This is a genomic window from Sphingobium sp. Z007 (genome assembly GCF_900013425.1).
GTDB lineage: Bacteria > Pseudomonadota > Alphaproteobacteria > Sphingomonadales > Sphingomonadaceae > Sphingobium.
Window position 1 is genome coordinate 13,209 of record NZ_FBXK01000001.1, and the last position, 21,792, is coordinate 35,000.

General features: G+C 60.9%; 19 protein-coding genes, 1 tRNA gene, 2 rRNA genes and 5 pseudogenes (1 of these 27 cut by a window edge). 14 read left to right on the forward strand and 13 right to left on the reverse strand.

All coding sequences use genetic code 11. The features are described from left to right. Positions 1 to 2: 2 nt before the first annotated feature. Together CEQ44_RS00060 and yaaA are read right to left on the reverse strand one after the other, a co-directional pair. The gene (locus CEQ44_RS00060) at positions 3 to 713 is read right to left on the reverse strand and encodes an SDR family NAD(P)-dependent oxidoreductase (protein WP_088185528.1); all 711 of its coding nucleotides are present in this window, start codon (positions 711 to 713) and stop codon (positions 3 to 5) included. Then, the gene (gene yaaA, locus CEQ44_RS00065; protein WP_088185527.1) at positions 710 to 1,462 is read right to left on the reverse strand and encodes a peroxide stress protein YaaA; all 753 of its coding nucleotides are present in this window, start codon (positions 1,460 to 1,462) and stop codon (positions 710 to 712) included. The genes CEQ44_RS00060 and yaaA overlap by 4 nt, the downstream gene beginning before the upstream one ends. Before the next feature lie 279 nt (positions 1,463 to 1,741). Here yaaA and CEQ44_RS00070 point away from each other — a divergent pair, with 279 nt between their 5' ends. From CEQ44_RS00070 to bktB, 4 genes are all read left to right on the forward strand, one after another. Beyond that, positions 1,742 to 3,316: a Re/Si-specific NAD(P)(+) transhydrogenase subunit alpha gene (locus CEQ44_RS00070; protein ID WP_088185526.1), complete on the forward strand. Its 1,575-nt coding sequence runs from the start codon at positions 1,742 to 1,744 to the stop codon at positions 3,314 to 3,316. 13 nt (positions 3,317 to 3,329) lie between these two features. Continuing rightward, positions 3,330 to 4,781, forward strand: a complete 1,452-nt coding sequence (locus tag CEQ44_RS00075) for an NAD(P)(+) transhydrogenase (Re/Si-specific) subunit beta (protein ID WP_088185525.1) — start codon at positions 3,330 to 3,332, stop codon at positions 4,779 to 4,781. Then, positions 4,765 to 5,106, forward strand: coding sequence for a hypothetical protein (locus CEQ44_RS00080; protein WP_303394777.1), 342 nt, complete (start codon positions 4,765 to 4,767; stop codon positions 5,104 to 5,106). Before CEQ44_RS00075 ends, CEQ44_RS00080 begins: the two co-directional genes overlap by 17 nt. Positions 5,107 to 5,233: 127 nt before the next feature. After that, positions 5,234 to 6,415, forward strand: a complete 1,182-nt coding sequence (gene bktB, locus CEQ44_RS00085) for a beta-ketothiolase BktB (protein ID WP_088185524.1) — start codon at positions 5,234 to 5,236, stop codon at positions 6,413 to 6,415. Between the two features lie 27 nt (positions 6,416 to 6,442). Here the strand turns inward: bktB and CEQ44_RS00090 are convergent, their stop codons facing one another. The 5 genes from CEQ44_RS00090 to CEQ44_RS00110 all read right to left on the reverse strand — a co-directional run bounded on the left by CEQ44_RS00090 (position 6,443) and on the right by CEQ44_RS00110 (position 10,753). Next, positions 6,443 to 7,039 (reverse strand): SDR family NAD(P)-dependent oxidoreductase, encoded by a 597-nt coding sequence (locus CEQ44_RS00090; protein ID WP_254913808.1) that lies wholly within the window; start codon positions 7,037 to 7,039, stop codon positions 6,443 to 6,445. A 142-nt stretch (positions 7,040 to 7,181) separates the two neighbouring features. Next, positions 7,182 to 7,394, reverse strand: coding sequence for a hypothetical protein (locus CEQ44_RS00095; protein ID WP_088185522.1), 213 nt, complete (start codon positions 7,392 to 7,394; stop codon positions 7,182 to 7,184). A 14-nt stretch (positions 7,395 to 7,408) separates the two neighbouring features. Further along, positions 7,409 to 8,755: an Nramp family divalent metal transporter gene (locus CEQ44_RS00100; protein WP_088185521.1), complete on the reverse strand. Its 1,347-nt coding sequence runs from the start codon at positions 8,753 to 8,755 to the stop codon at positions 7,409 to 7,411. Between the two features lie 34 nt (positions 8,756 to 8,789). After that, on the reverse strand, positions 8,790 to 9,779 hold the full coding sequence (locus tag CEQ44_RS00105) for a ferritin-like domain-containing protein (RefSeq protein ID WP_088185520.1): 990 nt from the start codon (positions 9,777 to 9,779) through the stop codon (positions 8,790 to 8,792). A 26-nt stretch (positions 9,780 to 9,805) separates the two neighbouring features. Continuing rightward, the gene (locus CEQ44_RS00110; RefSeq protein ID WP_088185519.1) at positions 9,806 to 10,753 is read right to left on the reverse strand and encodes a ferritin-like domain-containing protein; all 948 of its coding nucleotides are present in this window, start codon (positions 10,751 to 10,753) and stop codon (positions 9,806 to 9,808) included. 292 nt (positions 10,754 to 11,045) lie between these two features. Here CEQ44_RS00110 and CEQ44_RS00115 point away from each other — a divergent pair, with 292 nt between their 5' ends. Further along, the gene (locus CEQ44_RS00115) at positions 11,046 to 11,675 is read left to right on the forward strand and encodes a Crp/Fnr family transcriptional regulator (protein ID WP_176400423.1); all 630 of its coding nucleotides are present in this window, start codon (positions 11,046 to 11,048) and stop codon (positions 11,673 to 11,675) included. Positions 11,676 to 11,726: 51 nt separating this feature from the next. Here CEQ44_RS00115 and CEQ44_RS25335 read toward each other — a convergent pair. The 3 genes and pseudogenes from CEQ44_RS25335 to CEQ44_RS00125 all read right to left on the reverse strand — a co-directional run. Next, a pseudogene (locus CEQ44_RS25335) lies at positions 11,727 to 11,813 on the reverse strand (fasciclin domain-containing protein); the annotation flags it as partial. A 17-nt stretch (positions 11,814 to 11,830) separates the two neighbouring features. Continuing rightward, positions 11,831 to 12,538, reverse strand: a complete 708-nt coding sequence (locus CEQ44_RS00120) for an anti-sigma factor domain-containing protein (RefSeq protein ID WP_088185517.1) — start codon at positions 12,536 to 12,538, stop codon at positions 11,831 to 11,833. After that, entirely contained in the window at positions 12,531 to 13,148 is a 618-nt protein-coding gene (locus tag CEQ44_RS00125) for a sigma-70 family RNA polymerase sigma factor (protein ID WP_088185516.1), read from the reverse strand. Before CEQ44_RS00125 ends, CEQ44_RS00120 begins: the two co-directional genes overlap by 8 nt. A gap of 176 nt (positions 13,149 to 13,324) precedes the next feature. Here CEQ44_RS00125 and CEQ44_RS00130 point away from each other — a divergent pair, with 176 nt between their 5' ends. The 9 genes and pseudogenes from CEQ44_RS00130 (at position 13,325) to CEQ44_RS00165 (ending at position 19,843) form a co-directional block, all read left to right on the forward strand. After that, positions 13,325 to 13,660, forward strand: coding sequence for a TfoX/Sxy family protein (locus CEQ44_RS00130; RefSeq protein ID WP_088185515.1), 336 nt, complete (start codon positions 13,325 to 13,327; stop codon positions 13,658 to 13,660). Between the two features lie 248 nt (positions 13,661 to 13,908). Continuing rightward, a pseudogene (locus CEQ44_RS00135) lies at positions 13,909 to 14,341 on the forward strand (phage integrase N-terminal SAM-like domain-containing protein); the annotation flags it as partial. 3 nt (positions 14,342 to 14,344) lie between these two features. Then, a pseudogene (locus CEQ44_RS24175) lies at positions 14,345 to 14,533 on the forward strand (transposase zinc-binding domain-containing protein); the annotation flags it as partial. 173 nt (positions 14,534 to 14,706) lie between these two features. Further along, positions 14,707 to 15,201, forward strand: a pseudogene (locus tag CEQ44_RS00140) (IS21 family transposase); the annotation flags it as partial. Between the two features lie 100 nt (positions 15,202 to 15,301). Then, positions 15,302 to 16,047, forward strand: a pseudogene (gene istB, locus CEQ44_RS00145) (IS21-like element helper ATPase IstB). A 182-nt stretch (positions 16,048 to 16,229) separates the two neighbouring features. Further along, positions 16,230 to 17,187 (forward strand): IS630 family transposase gene (locus CEQ44_RS00150; RefSeq protein WP_088185514.1). Its coding sequence is split into 2 segments (ribosomal slippage): positions 16,230 to 16,552 and positions 16,551 to 17,187, totalling 960 coding nucleotides; the frame shifts between segments, so codons are not numbered across the junction. 317 nt (positions 17,188 to 17,504) lie between these two features. After that, positions 17,505 to 17,885 carry a transposase gene (locus CEQ44_RS00155; RefSeq protein WP_088185654.1) on the forward strand — a complete coding sequence of 127 codons (381 nt, stop codon included), beginning with the start codon at positions 17,505 to 17,507 and terminating at the stop codon, positions 17,883 to 17,885. Beyond that, positions 17,882 to 18,229: an IS66 family insertion sequence element accessory protein TnpB gene (gene tnpB / locus CEQ44_RS00160; RefSeq protein ID WP_006957496.1), complete on the forward strand. Its 348-nt coding sequence runs from the start codon at positions 17,882 to 17,884 to the stop codon at positions 18,227 to 18,229. The genes CEQ44_RS00155 and tnpB overlap by 4 nt, the downstream gene beginning before the upstream one ends. A gap of 51 nt (positions 18,230 to 18,280) precedes the next feature. Next, on the forward strand, positions 18,281 to 19,843 hold the full coding sequence (locus CEQ44_RS00165; protein WP_088185653.1) for an IS66 family transposase: 1,563 nt from the start codon (positions 18,281 to 18,283) through the stop codon (positions 19,841 to 19,843). 130 nt (positions 19,844 to 19,973) lie between these two features. On the opposite strand, the gene CEQ44_RS00170 is transcribed toward CEQ44_RS00165, so the two are convergent. The 3 genes from CEQ44_RS00170 to CEQ44_RS00180 all read right to left on the reverse strand — a co-directional run. Next, positions 19,974 to 20,050 (reverse strand) — tRNA-Met (locus tag CEQ44_RS00170). Positions 20,051 to 20,137: 87 nt separating this feature from the next. Further along, positions 20,138 to 20,252: ribosomal RNA gene (gene rrf / locus CEQ44_RS00175) — 5S ribosomal RNA — on the reverse strand. A gap of 173 nt (positions 20,253 to 20,425) precedes the next feature. Beyond that, positions 20,426 to 21,792, reverse strand: a 23S ribosomal RNA gene (locus CEQ44_RS00180) (it continues 1,429 nt past the right edge of the window).

The following is a 21,792-nucleotide window of genomic DNA, read 5'->3' on the forward strand; positions in this document are numbered from 1 at the left end:
CGCTAGAACGGAATCGGCTCGCCTTGAAAGTCGAACAGTTTCCCGCTGTCGGATATTTTCAAGCCTTCGATGACGTCGAGCAATTGCAGCGCGGCGCGCTCCGGGTCGAAAAGGCGCCCGGCCTGCACGTTGGCCTGAAACGGCCGAGACAAAGCCGTGTTCACGGTGCCAGGGTGCAATGTCACGACGATGGCGCGATCATTGCGACGGCGCTCCTCAATGGCCAGGTTGCTCACCAGCATGTTGAGTGCCGCTTTCGACGCACGATAGCCATGCCACCCGCCCAGTCGATTGTCGCCGATCGACCCCACGCGTGCGGACAAGGCGGCGAACACGGTGCGCCCGCTTTTGGGCATGATGGGCAGGAAATGTTTGGCGATCAGCGTAGGGCCGATCGCATTGACGGCATAGACTTGCGCCAGCCAGTCGGGGTCCAAATCGCGCAAAGCCTTCTCAGGGCCTTTGCCTGCCGCATGGAGTAAACCGGTCGCAACGATAACCAGCGTCGGCGACGGGCCGGTGGCGACATACGCAGCCGCAGCGGCGATGCTCTTTTCATCCAGCAGGTCGATATAGTGTGGCCCGGCCCGCGAACGCGCGAATCCGTGCACAACATCGAACGTCGCCTCCTCGATCAACGCAGCCTCCAACGCCGCGCCGATTCCGCCGGAAGCGCCGATGATAACGGCGGAAGTTTTACCGGCCTGGGTCATGTCCGGGTGAAGCGCCAGCGATCCGCGTCGCTCTCGTCTGCGTCGAAGCGATATCCGTCGCTGTCGAAGTCGCGCATCGCCTCTATCGCGGTGATATGATGTTCGCACAGCCAGCGGGCCATCATCCCCCGCGCGCGCTTGGCGTTGAAGCTGACGAAGCGCGGGCCGTCCGGGCCGGGTTCGCGAAACTCGACCTCGATCACCCGCACGCCCGCCAACCGGCCTTTGACCGCGGCAAAATATTCCTGGCTGGCAAGGTTCAGGACAACGCCGGACCCTTCCTCGGCAAGTTCAGCCAACAGGCGCTGCGCGATATCGTCGCCCCACCAGTCGGTCAGGCATTTGCGCCGCGGTGCCCAGCGCGTGCCCATTTCAAGCCGATAGGGTCGAATCGCGTCCAGTGGCCGCAGCAGGCCGTAAAGGCCGGACAAGATACGCACATGATCCTGCGCGAAAGCCACGCCCGCCTGATCAAGCGTGTCCACCTCAAAGCCGGTATAAACGTCGCCAGCAAAGGCGAACAGTGCCGGGCGCTCCGGCAGGGCGGCAAAGTCGGCAAAGCGATCCGCATTCAGCTTGGCCAGGCGGGGCGAAATATGCATCAACTCCGACAGGCGTTTCTGCGTCAAGTTTGCCGCTGAGCGTGCAAGGCTGAGCGCTTCGTCGGCAAAATGTGGCTTGGAGGCGTCGAGCGGCGGGAGCGCGCGCTCAAAATCGAGTGTCTTGGCGGGGGAAAGCAGGGCGATCATCCCAGCGGCGGTAGCGCCGACCGGCAGAAGCGTCAAACCATCAGCGTAGGACCCCCTGCATGGCCAAACATCATTTCACGCCAATAGACATCGCATCGATGGTAGCGGTTCATCGATTTGGCGCGATCAGCTTGCCAATATTGCGCACGCGGCAGCCTATCAGAAACATACGCTTTTCACCTGGCAAGTCTTTCGCGATAGATTTATCGCGCCGCAACGATCATTAGGGCGTTGCGGCATGCATGTGCCACCCAAAAACAACCGGGGGGGGAGGAAGATTTGAAGATCGGTGCACCCAGAGAAGTGGCACAGGGGGAAGCGCGGGTTGCGCTGACGCCCGACAGCGCCCTGCAATTGCAGAAGCTGGGCCATATATGCTTTGTCGAAAGCGGCGCGGGCAAAGCGGCCGGCTTCGACGATGACAGCTATCGCGCGGCCGACGTGACGGTGGTCCCAACCGCCGACGAATTGTGGGCTGCTTCGAACGTCATCGTTAAGGTGCGTCCACCCGAAGCGGAAGAGGCGGCGCGCCTCCAACCGGGCAAGACGCTGATTTCCTTCTTCTATCCCGGACAGCGCAGCGAAGAGCTTTCTGCGATCAGCGCGACCGGCGCCAATGTGATCGCGATGGACATGGTGCCCCGCATCTCGCGCGCGCAGAAGATGGATGCGCTGTCATCGATGGCGAACATCGCGGGCTATCGCGCTGTGATCGAGGCTGGTGCCAATTTCGGGCGCTTCTTTACGGGGCAGGTGACCGCGGCGGGCAAGGTGCCACCGGCCCGTGTGCTGGTGATCGGTGCTGGCGTCGCCGGCCTGGCCGCGATCGGCGCGGCGACATCGCTTGGCGCGATCACGCTCGCCTTCGACGTCCGGCCCGAAGTCGCCGAACAGATCGAATCGATGGGCGCGCAGTTCGTCTATCTCGACTTTTCCGAAGAGCAGCAGGATGGCGCGGCCACCGGTGGCTATGCCGCCCCGTCCAGCCCGGAATTTCGCGAAGCGCAGCTCAAGAAGTTTCGCGAGCTGGCACCCAACGTCGATATCGTCATTTCCACCGCGCTCATTCCGGGGCGCGACGCTCCCGTCCTGTGGACGAAGGATATGGTCGAGGCTATGCGCCCAGGATCGGTCATCGTCGATCTGGCAGCAGAACGCGGCGGCAATTGTGAGCTCACAGTCACGGACGAGAAGATCGTTTCGCCGGGTGGCGTTACGATCATCGGTTATACCGATTTCCCCAGCCGGATGGCGGCGCAGTCTAGTTCGCTCTACGCCAGCAATATCCGCCACATGCTGTTCGACCTGACGCCGGGCAAGGATGGCGTGATCGTCCATAATATGGAGGATGACGTGATCCGGGGGGCGACCATCGCCTTTGAAGGGCAGGTCAGCTTCCCCCCGCCCCCGCCCAAGATCAAGGCGATCGCGGCACAAAAGCCCAAGCCCAAGGCCGAGGAACTGACGCCCGAACAAAAGCGGGCGAAGGACATCGCCGCTTTCAAGGCGCAGACCCGCTCGCAGGTTACGACTTTGATCGTCGCCGCGATCCTGCTGATCGCCGTCGGCGCGGTGGCGCCTGCCAGCTTCATGGGCCACTTCACAGTGTTCGTGCTGGCCTGTTTCGTCGGTTTCCAGGTGATCTGGAATGTCAGCCATTCGCTGCATACGCCGCTGATGGCGGTGACGAACGCGATTTCGGGCATTGTCGTGGTGGGCGCCATGCTCCAGGTCGGGTCGTCGAGCACCATCGTACTGGTTCTGGCGACGATTTCGATCCTGATCGCGTCGATCAACATTGTTGGCGGCTTCCTGGTTACGCGCCGGATGCTGGCCATGTTCCAGCGGTCCTAAAGGGGTAGATTTCATGTTCGATACCGGTGTGGTGTCCGCAGCCTATCTCTCGGCCGCGGTCCTTTTCATTCTGTCGCTGGGCGGCCTTTCCAATCAGGAAAGCGCAAAGCGCGCCGTATGGTACGGCATTGCCGGCATGGCCTTGGCCGTGTTGGCGACCCTAGTTGGCCCTGGCGTTGCCAATCTGCCGATCGTGGCCGGCACCTTCGCCGTCGCCGCCGTCATCGGCTGGATCGTGGCGATGCGCGTCCAGATGACCGAAATGCCCCAGCTTGTCGCCGCGCTGCACAGCTTCGTGGGGCTTGCGGCCGTGTTCATCGGCTTCAACGCGCATTTCGAACTGGAAGCGGTGAACGTACTCGATCCGGCCGCCCGCGAAGCGCTGACCGGCTTTGCCGGCCTGCTCGCGCACAAGACGCCGGTGGAAATCAACATCCTCAAGGTCGAGGAATTTCTAGGCATCTTCATTGGTGCGGTAACCTTCACCGGGTCGATCGTCGCCTTCGGCAAGCTGGCCGGCAAGCTGGACGGCAAGGCGAAAAAGCTGCCGGGCGGCCATGTCCTCAACGCCTCGGCGCTGCTGGCGACGCTCGTATTGCTGGTGATGTATGTCGGCAATATCGGGGTAGAGGGCCGCGAACTGACCGTCCTGCTCGCCATGTCGGCGCTGGCGCTGTTCATCGGCTTCCACCTCGTCATGGGTATCGGCGGCGCGGACATGCCCGTCGTCGTCTCGATGCTCAACAGCTATTCCGGCTGGGCGGCCGCAGCGATCGGCTTCACCCTGGGCAACGACCTGCTCATCGTCACCGGCGCTTTGGTGGGCTCGTCAGGCGCGATCCTGAGCTATATCATGTGCAAGGCGATGAACCGCTCCTTCGTGTCGGTGATCCTGGGCGGCTTTGGCGGCACGACTGGCCCTGCGGCGGAGATCGAGGGCGAGCAGGTGGCGATCGACGCCGACGGCGTCGCCTCCGCGCTCAACGACGCGGACAGCGTCATCATCGTGCCTGGCTATGGCATGGCGGTGGCGCAGGCGCAGCAGAGCGTGAGCGAACTTACCCGCAAGCTGCGGGCGGCGGGCAAGAAGGTTCGTTTCGCGATCCATCCGGTCGCGGGCCGCCTGCCGGGACACATGAACGTGCTGCTGGCCGAAGCCAAGGTGCCCTATGACATCGTGCTGGAGATGGACGAGATAAACGAAGACTTCCCCTCGACCGATGTCGTGATCGTCATCGGATCGAACGACATCGTCAATCCGGCCGCGCAGGATGACCCCAACTCGCCGATCGCCGGCATGCCGGTGCTGGAAGTATGGAAGGCGAAACAGGTTTTCGTGTCGAAACGCGGACAGGGCACGGGCTATTCCGGCATCGAAAACCCGCTGTTCTACAAGGATAATACCCGGATGTTCTATGGCGACGCTAAAGTCGCGGTGGACAGCCTGCTTGGCAAGCTGGCTTGATAATGGATCGGCATTTTGTAATGTCGGGGTGTTCGGCGCGCTTCAGGCTGAATGGGTCACGCAGATGCTTTGTTATATGAAGGCTGGCAATTACAGCTACGCGCAACCGACGCAGGCGGCTGAAAAACAGTGGACCCACGCGGTATATGCCGACTTTGCCAGGACGCTGATGGCCGACACCAATGCCTGGTGGGTCAAGGTGACGCACAAGCCCGATGGGACCACCGTGCGCCGCACCCTGGTCTATGTCGGCGGTGGCCCGGAATATCGCAAGCGGTGTGAAGAAGTCGCCTATGGCGGTTATGAGGGGTTCGAACTGGCGTGATGCCGGGGAAGGACGGTTGCGGCTTGCCCATGGGCCGCATCAACCGCTATCCGCCCGACGGTAGCGAACACGACCGATCTAGCGATTTTTGCAGCCTGAATCGCGTTACCCAATTAAAGGAGCGGCTATGAAAGCTGTATATATTCTGGCGGGCGTTCGTACGGCGATAGGCGACTTTGGCGGCAGCCTGAAAGACTATCCGCCAGCGAAACTGGGCGCTGCGGTCATTGCCGAAGCGATCGCACGGTCCGGCGTCGCCGCCGATCAGATCGGTCATGTCGTCATGGGCAATGTCATCCCCAGCGAACCCAAGGACGCCTATCTGGCGCGGGTCGCGGCGGTCGAAGCCGGCATTCCAATCGAGGTGCCCGCCCTCACCCTGAACCGACTGTGCGGGTCTGGGGTCCAGGCGATCATCTCCGCCGCGCAGATGCTGGCGCTGGGCGAATGCGATTTCGCCATCGCCGGCGGCGCGGAGTCTATGACCCGTTCCCCGCACCATGTCGCCGCGGCCCGTTTCGGGCAGAAGATGGGCGACGTCAAAATGGTCGACGCGCTGCTGGCGGTCCTGAGCGACCCTTTCGAAGGCTTCCACATGGGCGTGACCGCCGAAAATGTGGCTGCCGATCACGCCATCTCGCGCGAGGATCAGGATCGTCTGGCCGTTGAAAGCCACCACAGGGCGGCGCGTGCCCAAAAGGAAGGACGCTTTTCGTCGCAAATCCTGCCGATCCCGGTCAAGGATCGGAAAGGGACCAGGCTGTTCGATACCGACGAGCATGTTCGCGCCAATGCCAGCGTAGAACAGCTTGCCGAGTTGAGACCCGCCTTCAAGAAGGACGGTACCGTCACCGCCGGCAATGCATCTGGGATCAACGACGGCGCGGCCGCTGTCGTCCTAGCGTCGCAGGCGGCGGTGGATGCGGGCAATCTGAAACCGCTGGCCCGGATCATCAGTTGGGGCCATGCCGGCGTACAGCCGGACCGTATGGGCATCGGTCCAGTCAAGGCGGTTCCCATCGCGCTTGCGCGTGCGGGTCTTGCGCTTGAACAGATGGATGTCATCGAATCGAACGAAGCCTTTGCAGCGCAGGCCTGTGCCGTCGCCAAAGTCCTGGGATTCGATCCGGCAAAGGTCAATCCGAACGGGTCCGGCGTGGCCCTGGGCCATCCGGTTGGCGCGACCGGCGCGATATTGACCGTCAAGACGATCTACGAACTGGAGCGGATCGGGGGTCGATACGGTCTGATCACCATGTGCATCGGCGGCGGACAGGGCATCGCCATGGTCATCGAGCGGATGGGATAGCCTATCCGCTGGCGATGCCCGTACAGATCACCGAACCGAGATCAGCCCGCCATCGACGGGGATGAGTTGCCCGGTGATGAAGCGGGCGCCATCGCTGGCCAGGAATAGCAGCACAGGCGCCAGATCCGTGTCGGCATCACCGAATTTTCCGCCCAGCGGAATCTGTTCGGCGGTCGCCTTATCATGGGCGGCCAGGTCTTCCGGGGACAGGGCATCACGGAATCGCGCGTACATGAGCGTTACGATATAGGGCAGCACCGCATTCAGGCGGATGTTACGCTTGCCCCATTCGCGCGCGACGCTGCGGGTCCAGGCGTGAACCGCCGCCTTCGACGCAACATAAACGGCATTGTTGATTTCAGCGGTCAGGCCCGATTCCGACCCGAAATTGATGATCGAGCCGCCGTCCGGCATGTGGCGCGGGCCGCATCGAGCGGTTCGCTCGCGATGATCATCGCTATGGCCACGTGATGAGGCAGTTAGCGGACGGCGCGATGCACGACGCCTCAATGGTCGATGAACCCCGCTCGCGCCTCTGGCAGGCGGAATTGCGTATCGTCCGTGCCGGTCAGGATCGCGACACGAATGTCGGGATCGCTGTCGATCCGCGCCCACGCCTGCCACTCGCTCCTGAGTGAAAAGCCCACGCATGCGAACCTTCACATCCCATAGTGACGATGCCCAAAGCTCCCATGTCGTTTCGATCGATGCACCTGTCATCCACGGCGTCCCAGTCGTGTTCAGCCGGACCTGAAGTTGCTCGGCATTAATGGGAAAGCCTTGTACCCGCGGCTGGCGCGGGGTGCCGGACCGATCGGCTGGCGAGATGATAGAGCCCCTCATAAACTATGACGGCCATTATGATGGCCACAGCAAAAGGCATGTCCGCACGATCAAACAGGATGGCGCGCAGGAGCAGGCCAATGGCCGCCGCCATCAACGTCAATCGCATGAAGGTGGAACGCAGGGTCGCTTTCATGTCAGTCCTCCGTTTCAAAAGAAAAAGTCGAGTAGCAGTTTGAGATTGAGGGTGATGATGATCGCGGAGATCGCCCAGGCCGCGAATTTGAGCCAGTGCGGGTTCGCGAAGCTGCCCATCAGCTTGCGGTCGCTCGTGAATTTGACGAGGGGCACGACGGCGAAGGGCAGTTGCAGGCTCAAGATCACCTGGCTCAGTACCAGCAACCGGGTCGTCCCTTCCGATCCGTAGAGCGCCGCGACGATGACGGCGGGCACGATGGCAAGCATTCGGGTGACGACCCGGCGCAGCCAGGGGGGCACGCGCAGGTTGACGAAACCCTCCATCACGATCTGCCCGGCCAGGGTCGCGGTGATCGTGCTATTCTGTCCCGATGCCAGAAGGGCCACGGCGAACAGGGTGCTGGCGATCCCCGCGCCCAGCATGGGGGCGAGCAGGCGGTGAGCGTCTTGGATTTCAGCCACGCCGGTCATGCCCGCGACATGAAAGGAGGATGCCGCCAGGATCAGGATTGCGCCATTGACGAACATGGCGAGCATCAGGGCGATAGTGCTGTCAATCGTGGCGAACAGCACCGCTTCGCGCTTGCCCCTTTCGCTCCGCTCGAAACTGCGGGTCTGGACGATGGAGGAATGAAGATAGAGGTTATGGGGCATCACGGTCGCGCCGATGATGCCGATCGCGATGTAGAGCATCGCGGGGTTGGTCACCACGCTTGCGCTCGGGACGAGGCCAAGGCCGATGGCGGCAAGGTCGGGTTTCGACAGAAAGAGTTCGACGGCGAAGCAGCCCGCGATTACGATCAGCAACGCGACGATGAAGGCTTCGAGTTGTCGGAACCCGCGCTGTTGCAGGAACAGGATAAGCATCACGTCGGCGGCGGTCAGGCACACGCCCATGACCAGCGGAATGTCGAACAACAGTTGCAGGGCGATCGCCGTGCCGACCACTTCGGCAAGATCGCAGGCAATGATCGCCAGTTCGCACATAATCCAGAGGGTCATGCGGACCGGCGCGCTATATTGGGCGCGGCAGGCCTGCGCCAGGTCCATGCCGGTGACGATGCCCAGTTTCGCCGCGAGCGATTGCAGCACCATCGCCATGATGCTGGATAGCAGGATGACGGATAGCAAGGTGTAGCCGAAGGCCGATCCACCTGCGAGATCGGTCGCCCAGTTGCCGGGGTCCATATAACCGACGGCGACGATATAGCCGGGACCGGCAAAGGCGCCCATTTTCTTCCAGACGCTGCCGCCAGCCCGCGGCACCGCGATCGTCCGATAGGAACCGGGCAGGCTGGGCCTGCTATCCGGCATGTCCGTGGACGGCATCGCGATGTCGGCGGGTGGCGGAGGCGTCATCGATTATCCCCTTTCAAATGGCAGTCTGCTGGCGTTACTGCGCCGTGCTGGTGTTGAGACTGCCGTTGAGGCCATTGGGGAAGAAGCCGCCTTTCTGTGCGGCCAGCTTCGTCAGATAGACGATATTGAGCACTTCGCCCGTCGTCCGGCTGTAGGCGATGCCATCGCTATCGGTGGGCACGATGTTCGACGCGCCGTCCCTGGGACTGATGCCCTGATCCTTGTCCGCCGACCCGTCCAGGCTGTCGCGGGCGTCGGATATCTTGTCCGCCGATGTGCGCAGCGATGGCGTGTCGACGCCCTTTGAGTAGAGCACCGTGCGCACCAGCGCGGCATGATAGGCTTCGGCCGCGAGAATGCCGGCCGCCGCCTCCAGGAACGTCTTGTTGGAAATGAGCGGCGACGCGCCCTTATAGGCCGTGACCCCGACATCCTCGAAAATATAGGCGCCGAGCAGGAAATTCTCGTCGCTGGCATAGGGGTCGAAGCTCTGGCCTGCAGCAATCAGGCCAGCCGCCTGCGCGGCCGAGGAGAAAGCGCCGGTAGCGCTCGATCCGATATCGATGGCCGGCTGCGCCACCGCCGTCGTGCCGATCGCACCGCGCAGAAATTCGACATGGGCACGTTCGTCGGCCGCGATTTCGCGCGCATAGCGGGCGATCAACGGATCGACGAAGGCGACTTGGCGACCGCCGGTGACTGCGCCCTGCGTGCCCGCTCCGCCCAATATGCTGCTGGGCAGGCCCGATCCGAAGGCCGCGAAATAATAGAATTGCGCCTCCAAATATTCCAAGTTCAGCGCGAAGTTCAGCACATCGCCATCGGTTATGGTTGGCGTGGGCGTCGGGGTAGGCGTGGGTGTAGGAGTTGGTACGGCCGTGGCTTCATCGTCGCCGCAGCCGGACAGCAGGCTTGCGCCAGCCGCCACCACAGCCATGGACCCTGCCGCACGCAGGAAGCCGCGCCTCTGGTCGCGGCGCCGGGCGCGCGCTTCAAAGGCATCGAGCATCAGATCGTCTTTCATGGGATTAACTCCGTTTCGAAAGGGGTTCAGTTCGCCGCGCTCATGTTGATGGTGCCATTGACGCCGTTGGGGAAAAATCCGCCCCGCGCCGTCGCCATGTTGGTCAGATAAGCGATATTGAGCACCTGTCCGGTCGTGCGGCTGTAGGCCAGGCCGTTGGCGTCGAGCGGCACGATGTTCGATGCATCGCCGATATCCGCGATGCCCTGGTCAAGCTCGCTGGAGCCGTCCAGGCTGTCGCGCGCCTTGGAAATCGCCTCTGTCGCGTCGATCAGCGATGGCGTGGCGATGCCCTTGCGATAGAGCGAGGTGCGGACCAGGCCCGCATGATAGGCTTCCACCGCCAAGATACCGGCTGCGGCTTCCAGATAGGTCTTGCTGGTGATGAGCGGCGCTGCGCCCTTATAGGCGGTGACCCCGACATCTTCGAAGATGAAGGCGCCCAACAGGAAGTTTTCGTCGCTTGAATAGGGGTCGAAGCTGGCGCCGCCGCCGATCAGGCCGGCTGCGCGCGCCGCGGACGAAAAGGCGCCATTGGGATCGGTGCCGACATCGATCGCTGGCTGGGCGACGACGGCCCCGCCCAGATTTTTGCGCAGGAAATCGACATGGGCGATTTCGTCCTGTGCGATTTCCTTGGCATATTGGGCCACGACCGGGTCGGTGAAATTGACCTTCCGGCCGCCCGTCGCAGTGCCCGCATTGCCGCTACCGCTGGTATATTTGGTGTCGATCGGCGTGCCGAACACCGCGTAAGAATAGAAGTTCGCCTCCAGATATTCGAGGTTAAGGGCGAAGTTCAATATGTCCCCATCGGATGGCGCGCTCTGCGCCATGGCCGACTGGCTGGTCGCTGCATAACCCGCGCTGCCAAAGGCGGCCATGGCCCCGAGCGTTCGGAAGAAATCGCGACGCTCCTCTCGCCGTTTGGCCCTGCGTTCCAAAGTCTCGATTGCCAGAATATCGTCGGTCATCGCTCGATCCTCGCTGACTGGTGGTCATGATGCGCGGGAGGCGCGTCATCGGCGGGCTAAGGCCGGATCGATCGGCGAAGTTCCGGTTTTTACGCTGGAAAAATAATCTGCGTACGCGGACGTACAAGGATGCATCCTTGACGGCATCGCGTCCGTATCTGCTCGTTCGATCCCCATGAATTGCGAGGGCGTTTTGGTTGCCGGCATTCAGAAAGACACGTCGAACATCTTCCTGCGATCCTTGTTACCGCCTGACTATGCCAGCATTAGCCGGCACTTTACTGGCGTCATCTTGGCACCGAGAGTCATCATCGTCCGCGCAGGCCAGCCTATAGAGTTTCTGGATTTCCCGGAAAGCGGGATATTGTCCATCAATAGCGATGCCGGCGCCCGTCCGGCATGTCTGACCGCGCTGGTCGGGCGCGAGGGCTATGTCGGCTGGTCGGCACTGATGGATGTGGGCCGGTCCCCCTATCATATTCGCGCAGGCGGACAGGGTGTCCGATGTCTTCGGATAGAGATTTCCAGAATGCTTCGCCTGGTGAATGAAAGGCCAAGCCTGCGCGCCAGCCTCCTGCGCTTCGTGCATAGCGTGATGATCCAGATGAACGCTACGATCGTGTCGAGCAAGACCGATCCGATCGAGCGGCGGCTGGCGCGATTGATCCTGATGCACCATGATCGCGCCAATGACGGCGACATATGCGTCACGCATCAAGATCTGGCGGATATGCTGGTCGTTCGCCGTGCAAGCATTACCGACGCCCTGCATGTGATGGAGGGCAACCAACTGATCGGCAGCAGTCGCAGCAGGCTGGTCATGCGCAACCGCCCCGGTCTTTGTCTTGTTGCTGGCGACGGTTATGGCGTGGCCGAAGAACATTATAGCCAATATGTCGCGCCTCTGTTCGCCACCCGCTGATCTGCGCCGCGTCGAAAACAGGGAAGCCCGGCGCTGACAGGATCGATCGGGTCAGGGCATCAGAACCGTATCGATCATATTTATGACGCCATTGGATTGCATCACATTGGCGATGCTGATCTTCGATGTGCCGCCCTGGCCTCAGGAAAAGCAGGTCAGAAAATGGAGATTTTCCCTGCCGCGATCGGCGTGGAACTGGGGGCGTCGTGCGGCGCGCCGTCGATGGATTCCATGGTGACCGCCAGGGTGGCGCCGTCCGTCATGAGGGGGCGGTAGGACGGGTTGATCGCTACGCGACTTTCGGCGCCACCCGCAATCAGGCCAAGCGATCGCGGTTTGCCGTCGGCCGGAATGATCCATAGCTCAGGGGCGAGACGATCGGATGCGACGCCGGTCGGCCGCAGGGTAAGGCCGCCCGACGCCGGGTCGTACCGCGCCAATATCATCGGCCCGTCGGAAGCACCGACCATCTGCGCCACCGCCACTTGAGCAGGCGGTGCAGCCGGAACGGGCGGCGTCGGGCGCAGAACCATGACTAGCGCCAGAGAGGCGGCGAGCGCTGCGGATGCAAGCGCGCCCGCGCGCCACCAGCGCAATTGCCCAGCGGCTGGAGAGTGCTGCACGCTGTCCGCAATATGATTTTCGATGCCGGTCCACAGCGTTTCCGGCGGGGCGAACGGAACATAGGCGTCATAGAGCGCCGCAAACCGTCCTTCCCATGCGTCGATCATGGCAGGCGAGAAATTTGGATCGGCTATCAGTTGTCGAAGCGCAGCGGCTCGCGCTTCGCCGTCAAGCACGCCCAGCGCCAGTTCGGCGGCAAGCGCATCGCGTTCTTCGGGCGTCAGGACCGCGTCAGCCATCGCTAATGCACGCCCTGAGTTGCTGCAGGCCACGACGAATCCAGCTTTTCATCGTTCCGATCGGCACTGCCATCCGATCGGCCAGTTGGGCATAGGTAAGCCCATCCAGAAATGCCGAGCGGATCGCCATGCCATGTCGATCTTCCAGTTCATCAAGACAGGCAAACAGGCGCATGTTGTGCTGGTTATGCTCGATTATCATGTCGGCCAGAGGCGCTGTATCGGAGACTTGCGCTGCGTCTATTTCCGGCACGATCATAGTCCGACGTGACGAACGGCACCAGTCAATGGCGGTGTTCCGTGCGATCGCGCAAAGCCAGGTTATGGGACTCGCCCTGCCGGCGTCGAACCGGTCGGCCCTGTTCCAAACCTTGATATACACGTCCTGCAAGATATCCTCCGCGGCGTCCCTGTCTGCAGAGATACGGAGGCAAATACCGAAAAGTTTCGCAGACGTCATGTCATAGACCTGCCGAAGGGCGCTCCGATCACGCCCGGCGACCCGGGCCAGCGCGGCGATCAGCCTCTCACGTTCGGTGTCTGCATCTCCCACAGGGGCAACAGTAATGATTTTTCGGCTCGTTTCAATTGAAACGCGCAATGGCACCATAGAGCCCTAAATAGCGAAAACGGAAGGTGCCGAAAAATTCGGTCATGAATGTCTCAGAAGGGTCGACATAGGTAGGCGGCAGATGGGACGAAGCGACCATCCAACCTTGACGCCGCGAAGATCCGTTGTTGCCGATTGACCCTGGACCTTTTCATTAGGACCGGCGATATCGCCTTATGGCGTCCGATCGTAAAATCGTTGAATTCCTTGTCGAGCAGATGGCAGGCGGCGGCAACGTTTCAGCCAAGGCGATGTTTGGCGAGTTCGGCATTTATTGCGAGGGGAAAATGGTCGCATTGGTTTGCGACGATCGCCTATTCGTAAAGCCCACTGTTAGAGGGCGGGCATTCGCTGTCGGTGCGGAAGAAGCCCCTCCATATCCCGGTGCAAAGCCCTGTCTCCTGATCGACGCGCAAAAGTGGGATGACCGTGCGTGGCTTGCCGAGATCGTTCGTATAACATCCCAGGAATTGCCTGCTCCCAAGGTCAGGACCAAGCGCAAACCCGGTTGATGCAACGCCTTGCAGAAGCCCGTTTTCCTTAAACGAATGTCCGCTCTTGGAATGTGCAGGTGGATTGTTGAATGTCCGGGAAGAGTCGGTTTTGCCGAGGGCGATGCCGGATTGTGGGACTTGTGAGAACCCGCTGGCGCGGGAGTGACGCTTGTTTTGAGGTGCACTCGCGCAGATGAGGTCTTCGTTAAAGTTGAGGTCTGGCCAGAGTAGGCAGACGATTGAGGCTCCTTTCAACCAAGGCGCTGATGATGACCAATGTTCAACTTGATGGCCCTGCTAATTCCCTGCGTCAGCGCATGATCGAAGACATGAATATGCCCCGGTTCACGCGAAAGACTCAGTTTGACTACGTGCGGCATGTCGCGAGGTTCGCCACTTATCTTGGACGCCCTCCCGATACTGCGACCGTGGAGGGCCTACGGCAGTTCCAACTCGAACAGCGCGAGGCGGGCATAGGGATCCCGACCATGAACAGCTTCGTTTCTGCGCTGCGTTTCTTTTTCGCTCACACCATCGATCGCCCGAATCTGTCCCGCAAGCTCTATATGGTCAAGAATCCGCGCTCCTTGCCCGTTGTCCTCAGCCGCGACGAGGTCGCTCCTACTCGGCGCGACCAACTGCCTGAAGCGCAAGGCTGCACTGTCCGTTGCGTATGGCGCTGGTTTGCGCGGCGCCGAGAACTGCCGCACCGCCGCGCTGGGCGGTCATGTAGAGGCCTGCGACGACTGTGGGCACTAGCGGATCGCCTGCAACTCCTGCCGCAACCGGCACTGCCCCAAGCGACAAGGCACGGCGGCGCGCCCCTGGCTAGCCGCTCGCGAGGCCGATCTATTGCCGGTTGGCTACTTCCACGTCGTCTTCACGCTGCCCGGCGGCGGCATCGCGCTGGACGGCACGCGTTGGATGTCGTCGCGCCCGGACTTACTGTTACTGTTGATTGCCGCTGAGAAGTGACCGGGGGAGGCCAGTAATGTCCACTGAGAAGTGACCCATGTTTGAACACGTCCCTGGCTTTGAGAGCGGGGGACCATGGAGTGTTGGACATGGCATTATTGAGCGTCATCCGGCGCTGGCATTACCACGATCATCTATCGATCCGGGAGATAGCCAAGCGCACCGGCTTATCCTGTAACACCGTCCGGAAGTATCTGCGGTCGGACACAGTCGAGCCGCAGTCCAAGGTGCCGGAGCGGCCAAGTAAGCTAGCCCCGTTGGTCGAACGGCTGACGGCATGGCTCAGGCGAGAGATGGGCCGCTCGCGCAAGCAGAAGCGCACGATCAAGCAGTTGCATGCCAATCTGGTGAGCCTGGGCTTTGATGGATCCTATGGCCGTGTCGCGGCCTTTGCTCGTGCCTGGCGCGATGATTATCGCCGCCAGCAACAGATGAACGGCAAGGGCACGTTCATGCCGTTGTTGTTCGCGCCGGGTGAAGCGTTCCAGTTCGACTGGAGCGAAGACTGGGCCGTCATCAATGGCGTGCGCACCAAGCTGCAGGTAGCGCACTTCAAGCTCAGCTACAGCCGGGCCTTCTTCGTTTGAGCCTATCCCGCCGATCACGGCGCCACAGGCGTTCAGGTTGATCAGCGAGCCGCTTGCCAATGTGGAACGCTATGATCGCTGCGTGGGGAGAACCGCCATGCGTCATGATCCTGCCAGCGGGGCCATCATCGTCATGCTGCGCAGCCTCAAGATGCGGCATCGCACAGGCCGTCACCGATCTCATGGAACAGGGAGCGCCAGCGTTCTATGCGGCCGTCCCGATCCTGTCCCAACTTCCGAAGGCAGAGACCGCCGAACGGGAGGTGGCGATCGGTATCCTATCAGCTCAAGATCGCGCGGTTCCCGGCATATCGCGATCTGGCGGGCTTCGACTTTGCCAGCAGCGAGGTCAACGAGGCGCTGGTCCGCCAGCTCCACCGCTGCGAGTTTATGGACGTGGCCGACAATATCGTGTTGGTCGGCGGCCCCGGCACCGGCAAGACCCACATCGCCACGGCGCTGGGCGTCCAGGCCATCGAGCATCATCGCAAGCGGGTGCGGTTCTTCTCGACGGTCGAGTTGGTCAACGCGCTGGAACAGGAGAAGGCGCAGGAAAGGACAGGACAGATAGCAGGCAGACTGTCCCACTCAGATCTCGTGATCCTGGACGAGCTTGGCTATCTGCCGTTCAGCGCTTCCGGCGGTGCGCTGCTGTTCCATCTGCTGAGCAAACTCTACGAGCGCACCAGCGTCATAATCACCACCAACCTGAGTTTCAGCGAATGGGCCAGCGTGTTCGGCGATGCAAAGATGACCACCGCGCTCCTCGATCGGCTTACCCATCACTACCACATACTGGAGACTGGAAACGACAGCGTCCGGTTCACAAATAGCTCGGCTTAGCAGCCCAAAACCAGAAAGGAGAATCCCCATCTTGACCCACCCGTAACATCCGAAATATAATCGCAAGATGGGTCACTTCTCAATGAAACCCCGGGTCACTTCTTAGAGCATCGAGCTTGAAATAGGAATCTGTGGGTTCCCAAAGGCGAGGGAATATGATTCACCGTTGTTGGAGGTGGATCATGGGAAAAGCCTATTCGCTCGATCTTCGAGATCGGATCGCCAATCACATTGCATCGGGCCAATCGCGGCGTTCGGCCTCGCGCCATTTTGGGGTGAGCCCGAGTTGCGCGGTGAAGCTTGCGCAGCGCGTGGCTGCGACGGGTTCAGCGGTTCCTGCCCGGCAAGGGCGTCCGCCCGGTGCCGGCAAGCTGGCCCCTCATTTGGCGACACTGGCGAAATGGGTCGATGTCGAGCCGGACATTACCATGCCCGAACTGGCGGCCCGGCTTTGGTCGGCAACCGGCGTTCAGGTGCACCCCGCTTCGCTGTCGCGGGCGCTTCTCAAGGCAGGCTATAGCTTCAAAAAAAACGCTGCTGGCGTCGGAATGCGGACGCGATGATGTTGCCCAAGCGCGCCGGACCTGGCGTGTGTATCGGCAACCCAGCCTGCGCAAGCAGTCACACCGGCTTGTCTTCATTAACGAGACAGCAACGACCACCAAGATGACACGGCTGCGAGGACGAGCGCGTCGCGACCAACGCCTCAAGGCCCGCGCGCCCTTCGGTCATTGGAAAACCCAGACGTTCATCGCCGCCCTGCGCTGCGATGGCCTGACCGCACCCTGGGTCATCGACTGCCCCATGAACCGCGCCACCTTCGAAACCTATGTCGAAACCCAACTCGCCCCAACGCTCAATCCCGGCGACGTCGTGATCCTCGACAATCTCTCCAGCCACAAAAGTGAAAAGGCCAAGGCAATCCTCAAGGCACGCGGTGCATGGTTCCTCTTCACCCCGCCTTACAGCCCTGATCTCAACCCGATCGAAATGGCCTTCTCGAAACTCAAAGCGCATTTGCGCCGCACCGGTGCCAGAACAATCGACGCTCTCTGGCAGGCAATCGGCAACATCTGCGACCTCTACTCTGCTGAACAATGCGCGAGCTTCCTCAAAGCAGCAGGATATGCGTCCGATTAAAGGCGTGATGCTCTAGCGGCAATCAACAGAGTACGTCGTCTCGTGCAATGGATCCTCGCTTTTGCGGGGACGGCGCAAATCTTGGCGTTCGCTAGCTTACTGAGATTTGCGTTAGTTTCCGGAGTAGGATTTGAACCTACGACCTTCAGGTTATGAGCCTGAGGAGACGGCAGCACAAAAGTAAGCGGGGTCTGACGGCCGCCTTGCATGCCGGGCATTCGCCGGGATGATTGCCGCTCTTTGAGCGGGGGTGGCGGGTGTCGGACGAGATCGGGGATTCAGCGAGCTGTGCAGCGACTACTCATACGAGCGGTCGTATGAGTAGTCGGATAGAAGTCGTTAGCCGCGTGTCGGGCCGGCGGCGCTGGACGGTGGATCAGAAGCTGGCCGTGCTGCGGGATGCATTTGGCCCGGAGGGCTGCGTGCGCGCGGCCTGTGAACGCCATGATGTCGGCAGCGGCTCGATCTACACATGGCGGCGACAGGCGATGTCCGGTGAGCTTGCCGGGGTTCGCAAGCTGCCCGAGCCAGCCTTCGCTGAGGTCCGGATCAGCGAGCCGCCAGCGTTGCCCGCTCCCATTGCACCGCTCGTCCCCGGCTTGATCGGGATCGAGTTGCCTTCGGGTATCAGGGTGAGCGTGGATGCCACGGTCGATGCCGATGCCCTGTCGCGGGTGATCGGTATCCTGACACGATGATCCCGCTGCCACCATCGACGCGAATATTCCTGGCCTGCGGCGCGACAGACATGCGCAAGGGTTTTGACGGCCTTGCCGTGATGACGCAGCAGGTCCTGGAGCAAAGCCCGCATTCCGGCGCGCTATTCGCCTTTCGCGGCAAGCGCGGCGATCTGGTGAAGCTGCTCTGGTATGACGGCCAGGGCATGTGCCTGTTTTCCAAGCGGATGGACCGGGGGCGCTTTGTGTGGCCGTCGACCAAGACGGGGTCGGTGGTGATGACGGCGGCGCAGCTTTCGATGCTCTTGGAAGGCATCGACTGGCGGCGACCTGAACGCACTTTCACTCCTTCACTGGCGGGGTAAAACGCCCATTTTCTGGTGCTTTTATTAGCGTTTCGACCATCGATCTGCTATATGATCGTGGTGTCGGACGCAGGCCTTTCCACCCCTGATAAAGACGCTCGGATCGCCGAGCTTGAAGCTGCATTGGCAGCTGCCCACGCCGATATTTCCGCCCGCGACATCCTGATCGATACGCTGCGCGTGCAGATTGCGCGCCTCAAGCGGATGCAGTTTGGCAAGTCGTCCGAGAAGCTCGATACCCAGATTGCTCAGCTTGAGCTGGCCCTTGAAGAACTCGAAGGCGAGGCCATCGTCGCCGCCGCGCGTCGAGGCGATCCGGTAGCCGTCGATCGGCCATCACCGGTTCGGACGCTGCCAGCTCATCTGCCGCGCGAGGAGCAGCGGATCGAGCCCGAGCAGGGTAACTGCACCTGTCCCGACTGCGGCGGCGCGCTGCGGCCGCTGGGGCAGGATAGCGACGAGATGCTCGATGCCGTGCCGGTGCAGTGGCGCGTCGTTCGGACCATCCGCCCCAAATATAGCTGCCGGGCCTGCGAGAAGATCGTGCAAGCGCCCGCGCCGGTGAAGGCGATAGCGCGGGGCAAGGCGACCTTCAGCACCCTGGCCCATGTCGTCGTCTCCAAGTTCGACCATCACCTTCCGTTATACCGCCAGGCCGAGATCATGGCCGCGCAGGGCATCGAGATCGACCGCTCGACGCTGGCAGGCTGGGTCGGCCAGGCATCCGTGCTGCTCGATCCGATCATTAGCCGTATCCGCGAGGTCGGACTGACCGCTTCAAAGATCCACACCGACGATACGCCGGTCCCCATGCTCGATCCGGGACGTGGCAAGACGGCAACTGGCAGGCTCTGGGCCTATGCCGTCGACGATCGGGGCTGCGGTGCCATGACCCCGCCGCTGGTCTGGTATGAGTTCACCACCGACCGGACAGGCGCACATCCCCAACGGCAGCTGGCCAGTTTCACCGGCTATCTCCAGGCGGATGGCTATGCCGGATATGACAAGCTCTACGACACCAACCGCGTCACCGAGGTCGCCTGCTGGGCGCATTTTCGTCGCAAGATCTTCGACATCCACGCCACCAAGCCGACACCGCTCACCACTGATCTGCTGGAACGCATCGGCCTACTCTATGAGATCGAGGCGGAGGTTCGCGGCCACCAGCCCGATATCCGACGACGAAGCCGACAGGACCGTACCAAGCCGCTGATCGACGACCTGCGCCAGGCGCTCGACGATGCCCTGCGCCGTCTTTCGCCCAAGTCGGAGATGGCCAAGGCGATCGCTTATGGTTGCAAGCGCTGGATCGCGCTGACGCGCTTTCTCGACGATGGCCGCCTGGAGATTGATAACAACATAGCCGAGCGCGCCATGCGTTGCGTGGCCCTTGGCCGCAAAAACTGGTTGTTCGCAGGCTCAAAAACAGGCGGCGATCGGGCTGCGGCCATCTATTCCGTTATCGAAAGCGCCAAACTTAATGGCCTCGAACCGCAGGCCTACATCGCCGATGTCATCGCCAGGATCGCGGGCGAATGGCCTGCTGCCCGCTGGGATGAACTCATGCCGTGGAACTGGCGGCCAGATCAGCAACCGATCGCCGAAGCCGCCTGATCTGCGGCCTCCAGGCCCCGCTTACGCACAAAAGGCAGTCCTGGGGAACGACGAAACCTGTGATCTCGAGGATCATCGGGCCAAGTCGCCTGACTGCTGTTATGGGCTGCGGTGGTACGTATGCGACCTGTGGTTGCGGGAGTAGGATTTGAACCTACGACCTTCAGGTTATGAGCCTGACGAGCTACCGGGCTGCTCCATCCCGCGCCACCAACGATAAAAGGGCGACCTTTTGGGTCGCCCTTTTTTTGACTGTGAATGGGTTTATGATCCGATATATGCGCGCGCTGCAATGCCTGGCGACGCCCTACTCTTCCAGTGCTTGAGCAATAGTACCATCGGCGCAGACTGGTTTCACGGCCGAGTTCGGGATGGGATCGGGTGGGTCACAGACGCTATGGTCACCAAGCAATGAAGCGGGCGCATATAAGGGGGTTTTAATCGATGCCGTGCACGGTATTTTGATAAGCTTGTATGTGAAGCTTCTTATCTGGGCTGGCTTAACAACCGACCATGTTTTGACGGCCTGTTTTCCAGGGCTGTCATTGATGGTGGGACTCTACGGTTCCTTGTGGGAACCGTTTAAGCGCGAATAGGACAATTAGTATCGGTTAGCTTCATGCGTTACCGCACTTCCACATCCGATCTATCAAGGTCGTGGTCTTCGACCGTCCTAAGAAATCTTATCTTGAGGGAGGCTTCCCGCTTAGATGCTTTCAGCGGTTATCCCGTCCATACATAGCTACCCAGCTGCGCCCTTGGCAGGACGACTGGTACACCAGAGGTATGTTCAACCCGGTCCTCTCGTACTAGGGTCAACTCCTCTCAAATTTCGACGCCCACGGCAGATAGGGACCAAACTGTCTCGCGACGTTCTGAACCCAGCTCACGTACCACTTTAATTGGCGAACAGCCAAACCCTTGGGACCTGCTCCAGCCCCAGGATGTGATGAGCCGACATCGAGGTGCCAAACGATTCCGTCGATATGAGCTCTTGGGAATCATCAGCCTGTTATCCCCGGCGTACCTTTTATCCGTTGAGCGATGGCCCTTCCACGAGGGACCACCGGATCACTATGACCGACTTTCGTCTCTGCTCGACTTGTCAGTCTCGCAGTCAGGCGGGCTTATGCCATTGCACTCTAACAGACGGTTTCCAACCGTCCTGAGCCCACCATCGCGCGCCTCCGTTACTCTTTAGGAGGCGACCGCCCCAGTCAAACTACCCACCACAGAGGGTCCCTGCACCGGATAACGGTGCGAGGTTAGACATCAGAAAACAGCAGGGTGGTATTTCACCTATGGCTCCACATCAACTGGCGTCGATGCTTCAAAGCCTCCCACCTATGCTACACAGCTCTTTCCTAATGCCACTCTGAAGTTGCAGTAAAGGTGCACGGGGTCTTTCCGTCTAACCGCGGGTACTCCGCATCTTCACGGAGAATTCAATTTCGCTGAGCATATCCTGGAGACAGTGGGGAAGTCGTTACGCCATTCGTGCAGGTCGGAACTTACCCGACAAGGAATTTCGCTACCTTAGGACCGTTATAGTTACGGCCGCCGTTTACCTGGGCTTCAATTCAGTGCTTGCACACCTCCTCTTAACCTTCAGGCACCGGGCAGGCGTCAGGCCCTATACGTCGTCTTGAAGCCGACTTAGCAGAGCCCTGTGTTTTTGCTAAACAGTCGCTACCCCCTGGCCTGTGCCCCCATAAGAGCTTGCGCTTATATGGGGCCTCCTTCTTCCGAAGGTACGGAGGCAATTTGCCGAGTTCCTTCAGGATACTTCTCTCAAACGCCTTGGTATACTCTACCATTCCACCTGTGTCGGTTTAGGGTACGGTCTATACGGAGGGGCTATTTCCTGGGACAACTTCACAGCCTGGAGCAATCCAATAAGCCCAGACCATTTACGCCATCCGTCACACACCTCCAGGCCCACGAATATT

Excerpts from the sequence above, each read along its gene's own strand:
- CEQ44_RS00060 (WP_088185528.1), bottom strand. The coding sequence starts at position 713 with ATGACCCAGGCCGGTAAAACTTCCGCCGTTATCATCGGCGCTTCCGGC.
- yaaA (WP_088185527.1), bottom strand. The coding sequence starts at position 1,462 with ATGATCGCCCTGCTTTCCCCCGCCAAGACACTCGATTTTGAGCGCGCG.
- CEQ44_RS00075 (WP_088185525.1), top strand. The coding sequence starts at position 3,330 with ATGTTCGATACCGGTGTGGTGTCCGCAGCCTATCTCTCGGCCGCGGTC.
- bktB (WP_088185524.1), top strand. The coding sequence starts at position 5,234 with ATGAAAGCTGTATATATTCTGGCGGGCGTTCGTACGGCGATAGGCGAC.
- CEQ44_RS00095 (WP_088185522.1), bottom strand. The coding sequence starts at position 7,394 with ATGAAAGCGACCCTGCGTTCCACCTTCATGCGATTGACGTTGATGGCG.
- CEQ44_RS00100 (WP_088185521.1), bottom strand. The coding sequence starts at position 8,755 with ATGACGCCTCCGCCACCCGCCGACATCGCGATGCCGTCCACGGACATG.
- CEQ44_RS00105 (WP_088185520.1), bottom strand. The coding sequence starts at position 9,779 with ATGAAAGACGATCTGATGCTCGATGCCTTTGAAGCGCGCGCCCGGCGC.
- CEQ44_RS00110 (WP_088185519.1), bottom strand. The coding sequence starts at position 10,753 with ATGACCGACGATATTCTGGCAATCGAGACTTTGGAACGCAGGGCCAAA.
- CEQ44_RS00120 (WP_088185517.1), bottom strand. The coding sequence starts at position 12,538 with ATGGCTGACGCGGTCCTGACGCCCGAAGAACGCGATGCGCTTGCCGCC.
- CEQ44_RS00125 (WP_088185516.1), bottom strand. The coding sequence starts at position 13,148 with ATGGTGCCATTGCGCGTTTCAATTGAAACGAGCCGAAAAATCATTACT.
- CEQ44_RS00130 (WP_088185515.1), top strand. The coding sequence starts at position 13,325 with ATGGCGTCCGATCGTAAAATCGTTGAATTCCTTGTCGAGCAGATGGCA.
- CEQ44_RS00155 (WP_088185654.1), top strand. The coding sequence starts at position 17,505 with ATGAGTAGTCGGATAGAAGTCGTTAGCCGCGTGTCGGGCCGGCGGCGC.
- tnpB (WP_006957496.1), top strand. The coding sequence starts at position 17,882 with ATGATCCCGCTGCCACCATCGACGCGAATATTCCTGGCCTGCGGCGCG.
- CEQ44_RS00165 (WP_088185653.1), top strand. The coding sequence starts at position 18,281 with ATGATCGTGGTGTCGGACGCAGGCCTTTCCACCCCTGATAAAGACGCT.